The following is a 6833-nucleotide window of genomic DNA, read 5'->3' as shown; positions in this document are numbered from 1 at the left end:
CGGGAAGCTCTGCGGCTTTCCGCACCTGTGGGGTACGTTTGAATACATTACGGTCCCCCGGCGGGCCCGTCAAAACCAGTGCAACCCCGGGCGTGTCACGCCCCGCGGCTACTGAACGAAAACGCCGGCCAGGGTCTTCTTACCGCGGCGGAGAACGGCGACGCCCCCGGGAAGCACGGCGCCTTCGATCGTCTGATCGTCGCTCAGCACCTTCACGTTGTTGAGGTAGACGCCACCCTGGCTGATCGCACGCCGGGCTTCGCTCAGGCTGGCGGTGAGCCCGGTGTCCACCAGCAGCTGCACCACGGGTGCGTGCGGAGCGGTCGTGGTGTTGGGGAGTTCCCGCAGCGCCGCTTCCAGCGTGGCCTCGTCGAGGTCGGCCAGGTCACCCTGACCGAAGAGTGCGTGCGCGGCCTGGATGGCGGCATCCGTCGCATCGCGCCCGTGCACGAGGCTCGTGACCGACACGGCGAGGGTGCGCTGGGCCAGCCGTTTGAACGGCTCGGTCGCCACAGCGGTCTCGAGCTCCTCGATCTCGGCCCGGGTGAGGAAGGTGAATACCTTCAGCCGGTTGATCACGTCGGCATCGTCGGTGTTGAGCCAGAACTGGTAGAACGCGTACGGGCTGGTCAGGGTGGGGTCGAGCCAGACGGCGTTGCCCTCGCTCTTGCCGAACTTGGTGCCGTCACTGTTGGTGATCAGGGGGGTGCCGATGGCATGCGCGCTCTCCCCCTCCGCCTTGCGGATGAGGTCGATGCCGCTGGTGAGATTGCCCCACTGGTCGCTGCCGCCGGTCTGGAGCACGCAGCCGTAGGTGCGGAAAAGTTCGAGGAAGTCCATCCCCTGCAGCACCTGGTAGCTGAACTCGGTGTAGCTGATACCGGCGTCCGAGTTCAGACGGGCGCTCACGGCATCCTTCTTCAGCATGCTGCCGACGCGGAAGTACTTGCCGATGTCCCGCAGGAAATCGATGGCGCTGAGCGGGGCGGTCCAGTCCAGGTTGTTCACGAGGGTGACGGCGCTGTCGCCCTCCGAACTGAGGAAGCGGGAGACCTGGGCCTGGAGGTAGCCCACCCACTCGTTGACGACATCCCTCGAGTTCAGGGTGCGCTCGGCGGTCGGGCGCGGGTCGCCGATCAGGCCGGTGGATCCGCCGACCAGCCCGAGCGGTCGGTGCCCGGCCAGCTGGAGGCGGCGCATCAGCAGCAGCTGAACGAGATTGCCCAGGTGCAGGCTGGGTGCGGTCGGATCGAAGCCGCAGTAGTACGTGACCGGCGGGCCGGCGAGCAGCGCGCGCAGTTCGGCGGCATCCGTCGAGACCTGCACCAGGCCACGCCAGGAGATCTCCTCCCAGACGTCGTCGAAGGTCGGGTCATTGGCTTGCAGGGCGAGGATCGCTGGATCTGACACGAGCCAAGGCTACCAGCGCCCGAACTGGGCCCGCCGGATCACCTCTGAACCTTCATTGCGAATTATTAAGTCTGCAAGCTGAACTGGTGTATATTCAGCCTGGACACTTCATCTGTTCCCGGTGCGAGAGGAGTCTTCCGTGTTTGTGATCACCGCTGACCAGATCGACAGCCGCAACGATCGCGATCGTGCCGGCGAGATGATCGACGCCCTCATCGCCCGTTTCCCCGGAGCCTTCATCCTCCCGCCCGATCAGACGGCGGGCGACGAGATCCAGATGCTGCTGACGGATGCCCGCAGCACCCTAGACGTGATCCTGGACCTACAGCGTTCCGGGCATTGGAGCATCGGGCTCGGGATCGGCGAGGTGCGCCGCCCCCTGCCGGCCTCGGCCCGCCAGGCATCCGGGCACGCGTTCGTCGGCGCCCGGGCCGCGGTGACGCGCGCCAAGAAAGCGGAGGGCCGGTTCGGCCTCGAGCTCGCCGGCCCGACCGGCGCTCCCCCGCTGCTTGGCGCCGAGGAGGTCGAGGCCCTCGTGACCACGCTGTTGCTGCTGCGCCAGCGCCGCACGACGGAAGGCTGGGCGGCCGTGGACCTGCTCGGCCGGGGCCTGACCCAGGTGGAGATCGCCGCGGCGCTCGAGATCTCGGCGGCGGCCGTCAGCCAGCGACTCCGCAGCGCCCTGTGGCGCGTGGACCAGTCCGCGCAGCCCGCACTCGTTAGGCTCTTGGAGAACCTCCAGCACGCCACGACAGAAACGGGCCCTGCCGCATGACCTCTTCGTCCTTCCAGATCGTGGCGTACCTGTACTGGCTCCTGCTGATCCTGGTCACGACGGGTTCGCTGTTCTTCGCGGTCCTGGCGTTCCGGCAGCACAAGCAGCAGTTCGCCGCCATCGCCGCCGGCGGCCTGGCCGCGGCCCTGCTGATCGCATCCGTGCCCGCCCCCGGCGGCGCCAGTGTGTTCGGCACCATCCTCGGCATGCTGGCCCTCGGCCTGGCGGTCGTCGGCGGCGGGCCCGCAGCGCTGCTCGCACTCCGGCTGGCCACGCACAACAGCGTGACGCCCGGCCAGCACGGCGGCATCCTGGTGGCGAACGCCGGGTCGGCGGCCTCTGACTCGGGGGTTCCCGCCCAGGCCGGCACCGACGAGCCCGGCACCGGTGAGGCCCGCACCGACCAGGCGAAGCCCCAGCACGCGGTGCACGAGGTGCTGCGCGGCGGCCTGATGATCGGGATCCTTGAGCGGCTGGCCGTGGCGGGCGCGATCCTCGCCGGCTTCCCGGAGGCCCTCGCCATCGTCGTGGCGATCAAGGGCGTCGGCCGGTTCACCGAGCTGGCCGCCGCCGAGGCGCGGGAGCGATTCATCATCGGCACCCTCGCCAGCCTGATCTGGGCCTGCGCGTGCGCGGCCCTCGTGCAGATCGCGGTCGCCTAGCGAGTCTTCGCGGCCTCGGAATCGGCCAGCGGCACCGCTGGGCGTCGCGGCGCACCCTGTGGTCGCGGGCGCACGTTGTAACCAGCGCCCGCGGCAAGAGGGTGGGCCGCGAGCCTCGGGTGGGGTCCCTTGGGGCGCGGTGGCTCGCCGCGGCCAGGCGACCCGGATCTGCTGCCCGGCCCGGGACATCCGTGGCCACCGCGTTCAGCAACTGCGGAGATTTTCGCAACACGCCGTTGGGGCGGGCGCCGAAAGCGGTGATTCTCGAAAATCTCCGAGATCACGTGACGACGGATGCCCCGGCCGGGTCCGTCTGCGGAATGGCATGGCGGGGCGTCGCGGCGCACCCTGTGGTCGCGGGCGCACGTTGTAACCAGCGCCCGCGGCAAGAGGGTGCGCCGCGAGCCTCGGGCTGGGCTGGCTGGCCGGTTGGGCTGGGTCGGGTCCCTCGGGGCGGGCCGGTTGGGCTGGGTCGGGTCCCTCGGGGCGGCGTGGGACGGTTTCCTTGGGGCGCGGTGGCTCGCCGCGGCCGGGCGACCCGGATCTGCTGTCCGACCCGGAACATCCGTGGCCACCGCGTTACTAGCTGCGGAGATTTTCGCAACACGCCGTTGGGGCGGGCGCCGAAAGCGGTGATTCTCGAAAATCTCCGAAATTACGTGACGACGGATGCCCCGGCGCTGGCCCAGGGATGGCCCGGACCTAACGACGGTGGGGCTCAGTGCCCCGCTTCGGATGCGGCCGGTAGGGCGACACCGACGCGTCATCGGGGATCCAGAATCGCCACGGGTACTCGGCGCCTCCGCCGGGGCCGCTCACGCCGGTTCGGGGGCCGCTCCGGAATTCGCTCGGCTGCTCCGGCAGGGTGAGCTCGAACGGGGCCCGGCTGAGGTCCGCGCCGTCGTCGGCGAGCCCGATGCCGAGCGCCACCGTGAGCCGGGCCGGGCCGCGCCCGAGGTCGCGGTCGCTGCGTGCGGTGGGGCGTCGCATCCGTGCCTCGTCGACACCCGCGATGATCTCGCCGGCGCGCAGCAGCACCGCGGACGCCTCCCCCGGCTCCGAGCAGACGATGTTCGCACAGACGTGCATGCCGTAGCTGAAATACGCGTACAGGTGACCGGGCTCGCCGAACATGGCCGCGTTCCGCCGGGTCTGCCCGCGGAAGGCGTGCGATCCGGGGTCGAGGCCGAGCCCGAGATAGGCCTCGACCTCGGTGATGCGAAGCAGCACCCCGTCCCGGCCGATCACCGCGCCCAGCAGTAGCGGCGCGACCTCCAGTGCGGGTCGCGCCAGCAGGCTGCGGCCGGGGATCACACCCGGAGAGCGGCCGCCAGGACCCCCACCCGGGCGACCAGCACGGCGCGCTGCTCGGCCACGCGCACCGGGGCGGTGCCGCCCTGGCCGTCGCGGCGGGAAACCGAACCGGTGATGGTGAGCACCTCGCGCACGTCCGGCGTCAGGTGCGGTGACAGCGCGAGCAGCGCCGCGTCGTCCACCTCGTGCAGGTCGAGCCCGTTCTGCTCCGCGTGCTTGACCAGCGCGCCGGTGATTTCGTGGGCGTCGCGGAAGGTGACCTGATGCTTGACCAGCCACTCGGCGACATCCGTTGCCAGGGAGAAGCCCTGCGGCGCCAGCTCGGCCATGCGGTCGGTGTGGAAGGTCAGGGTCGCGATCATGCCGCTGAAGGCCGGCAGGAGCACCTCGAGGGTCTCGATCGAGTCGAAGACCGGCTCCTTGTCTTCCTGCAGGTCGCGGTTGTAGGCCAGCGGGAGGCCCTTGAGCGTGGTCAGCAGCCCGGTCAGGTTGCCGATCAGGCGGCCGGACTTGCCGCGGGCGAGCTCGGCGATGTCCGGGTTCTTCTTCTGGGGCATGATCGAGGACCCGGTCGAATAGGAGTCGTCGAGGGTGACGAAACCGAATTCGCGCGTGTTCCAGAGGATGATCTCCTCGGCCAGGCGGGACAGGTCGATCCCGATCTGGGCGGTGATGTACGCGAACTCCGCGACCAGGTCGCGGCTCGCGGTGCCGTCGATCGAGTTCTCGACCACGGCGCTGAAGCCGAGGTCGGCGGCGACCAGGTTGGCGTCGAGGCCCAGGGTGTTGCCGGCCAGGGCGCCCGAGCCGTAGGGCGAGAAGTCGGCGCGCTTGTTCCAATCGGTGAACCGCTCGAGGTCGCGCACGAGCGGCCAGCAGTGCGCGAACAGGTGGTGGGCGAGCAGCACCGGCTGCGCGTGCTGCAGGTGGGTGCGGCCGGGCATGATCGCGTGCTCGTGCGCTTCGGCCTGCGACGCCAGGGCGTCGATGAGGTCGACGACGTGAGCGGAGAGGGCAACAGCCTTGTCGCGAAGCAGCATCCGCACCAGGGTCGCGACCTGGTCGTTGCGGCTGCGGCCGGCGCGGAGCTTGCCGCCGAGTTCGACGCCGACGATGTCGATCAAGCCGCGCTCGAGCGACGAGTGAACGTCTTCGTCGCTCTCCGCGGGCTGGAACCGACCGTCGAGCACGGCCTCGACGAGGGCGTCGAGGCCGGCCACCATGGCGACGAATTCGTCGTCGGTCAGGTAACCGGCCGCGGCCAGGGCGTGGGCGTGGGCCTTCGAACCACGGATGTCATAGGGGGCCAGCGGCCAGTCGAACTGGGTCGACTTGCTCAGCTTCGCCAGTTCCGGCGACGGTCCCCCGGCGAAGCGACCGCCCCACAGGGCGCCCGCCTTGCCGGCACGATTCTCGTTCTTGTCTCCAGCCACGCCGATGCCCTACTTGCCGGCGAGGTCGCGGCGAGCCGAGATCTTGCTCGGCAGCGACCACAGCTCGATGAAACCCTTGGCCATGGACTGGTCGAAGGTGTCACCGGTGTCGTAGGTGGCGAGGTTGAAGTCGTAGAGGCTCTGGGTGGACTTGCGGCCGGTGACGACGGCGGTGCCGGCGTGCAGCTTGAGCCGGATGTCGCCGGTGACGTGCTTCTGCGTCTCGTCGATGAACACGTCGAGGGCGCGCTTGAGGCCGGAGAACCAGAGGCCGTCGTAGACGAGCTCGGCCCACTTGGACTCGACCGTGCGCTTGTACCGGGCCAGGTCGCGCTCGACGGTCATGTTCTCGAGCTCTTCGTGTGCGGCGATCAGGGCGATGCCGGCCGGAGCCTCGTAAACCTCGCGGCTCTTGATGCCAACGAGGCGGTCCTCGACGATGTCGATGCGGCCGACGCCCTGGTTTCCGGCGAGCAGGTTCATCATTTCGATGGCCTGCAGCGGGGTGACGGGCACGCCGTCGATGGCGACGGGGACACCCTGGTCGAAGCTGACGACGACCTCGGTGGGCTCGCGGGTCACGGCCGGGTCCTGCGTGTACGTGTAGAGGTCTTCGATCGGGGCGTTCCACGGGTCTTCGAGGAAGCCGGTCTCGACCGCGCGACCGTACACGTTCTGGTCGATCGAGTAGGGGCTCTTCTTCGACTGCGCGATCGGCAGGTTGTGCAGGGCCGCGTATTCGATGGCTTTGTCGCGGGTGAGGGCGAAGTCGCGCACCGGGGCGAGGGAGGTGAGGTCGGGCGCGAGGGCGGAGACCGCTGCCTCGAAGCGAACCTGGTCGTTGCCCTTGCCGGTGCAGCCGTGCGCGACGCTGTCAGCGCCGAGCTCCTTCGCGGTCGAGGCGAGGTACTTGGCGATCAGCGGGCGGCTGAGCGCGGACACGAGCGGGTAGCGCTTCTGGTATAGCGCGTTGGCCTTGAGCGCCGGCACGATGTAGTCGTTGGCGAATTCGTCCTTCGCGTCGACGACGATGGCCTCGACGGCGCCGCAGTCCAGTGCGCGCTGACGGATGACATCCATGTCCTCGCCGCTCTGTCCGACGTCGATGGCGAGGGCCACGACCTCCTTGCCGGTCGCATCCTTCAGCCAGCCGATGCCAACCGAGGTGTCAAGTCCACCAGAGTATGCGAGCACAACACGTTCAGCCATGGTTCTCCCTAAATGTAGATCTGTTCAAGT

The 6833-nt window shown here is 69.2% G+C and carries 6 protein-coding genes; 2 read left to right on the top strand and 4 right to left on the bottom strand.

Annotated elements, in window-relative coordinates:
* Positions 1 to 108: 108 nt before the first annotated feature.
* On the bottom strand, positions 109 to 1410 hold the full coding sequence (tyrS, locus tag E3T24_RS10895) for a tyrosine--tRNA ligase (protein ID WP_134364971.1): 1302 nt from the start codon (positions 1408 to 1410) through the stop codon (positions 109 to 111).
* Between the two features lie 139 nt (positions 1411 to 1549).
* Here tyrS and E3T24_RS10890 point away from each other — a divergent pair, with 139 nt between their 5' ends.
* Together E3T24_RS10890 and E3T24_RS10885 are read left to right on the top strand one after the other, a co-directional pair.
* Positions 1550 to 2185, top strand: a complete 636-nt coding sequence (locus tag E3T24_RS10890) for a DNA-binding protein (RefSeq protein WP_134364970.1) — start codon at positions 1550 to 1552, stop codon at positions 2183 to 2185.
* Positions 2182 to 2847, top strand: coding sequence for a hypothetical protein (locus E3T24_RS10885; RefSeq protein WP_134434616.1), 666 nt, complete (start codon positions 2182 to 2184; stop codon positions 2845 to 2847). Before E3T24_RS10890 ends, E3T24_RS10885 begins: the two co-directional genes overlap by 4 nt.
* A 702-nt stretch (positions 2848 to 3549) precedes the next feature.
* Here the strand turns inward: E3T24_RS10885 and E3T24_RS10880 are convergent.
* The 3 genes from E3T24_RS10880 to E3T24_RS10870 are packed head-to-tail and all read right to left on the bottom strand — an operon-like array spanning position 3550 to position 6803.
* A complete protein-coding gene (locus E3T24_RS10880) occupies positions 3550 to 4161 on the bottom strand; it encodes a DNA-3-methyladenine glycosylase (RefSeq protein WP_241978687.1) in 612 nt (203 codons plus the stop codon).
* A complete protein-coding gene (gene argH / locus E3T24_RS10875) occupies positions 4158 to 5594 on the bottom strand; it encodes an argininosuccinate lyase (protein ID WP_174235689.1) in 1437 nt (478 codons plus the stop codon). Before argH ends, E3T24_RS10880 begins: the two co-directional genes overlap by 4 nt.
* 9 nt (positions 5595 to 5603) lie before the next feature.
* A complete protein-coding gene (locus tag E3T24_RS10870) occupies positions 5604 to 6803 on the bottom strand; it encodes an argininosuccinate synthase (protein ID WP_134364967.1) in 1200 nt (399 codons plus the stop codon).
* Positions 6804 to 6833 lie beyond the last annotated feature (30 nt).

The sequence above is a fragment of the Cryobacterium sp. TmT2-59 genome (genome assembly GCF_004403545.1).
Taxonomy (GTDB): Bacteria; Actinomycetota; Actinomycetes; order Actinomycetales; family Microbacteriaceae; genus Cryobacterium; species Cryobacterium shii.
This window is presented reverse-complemented; position numbering and strand designations above follow the sequence as displayed.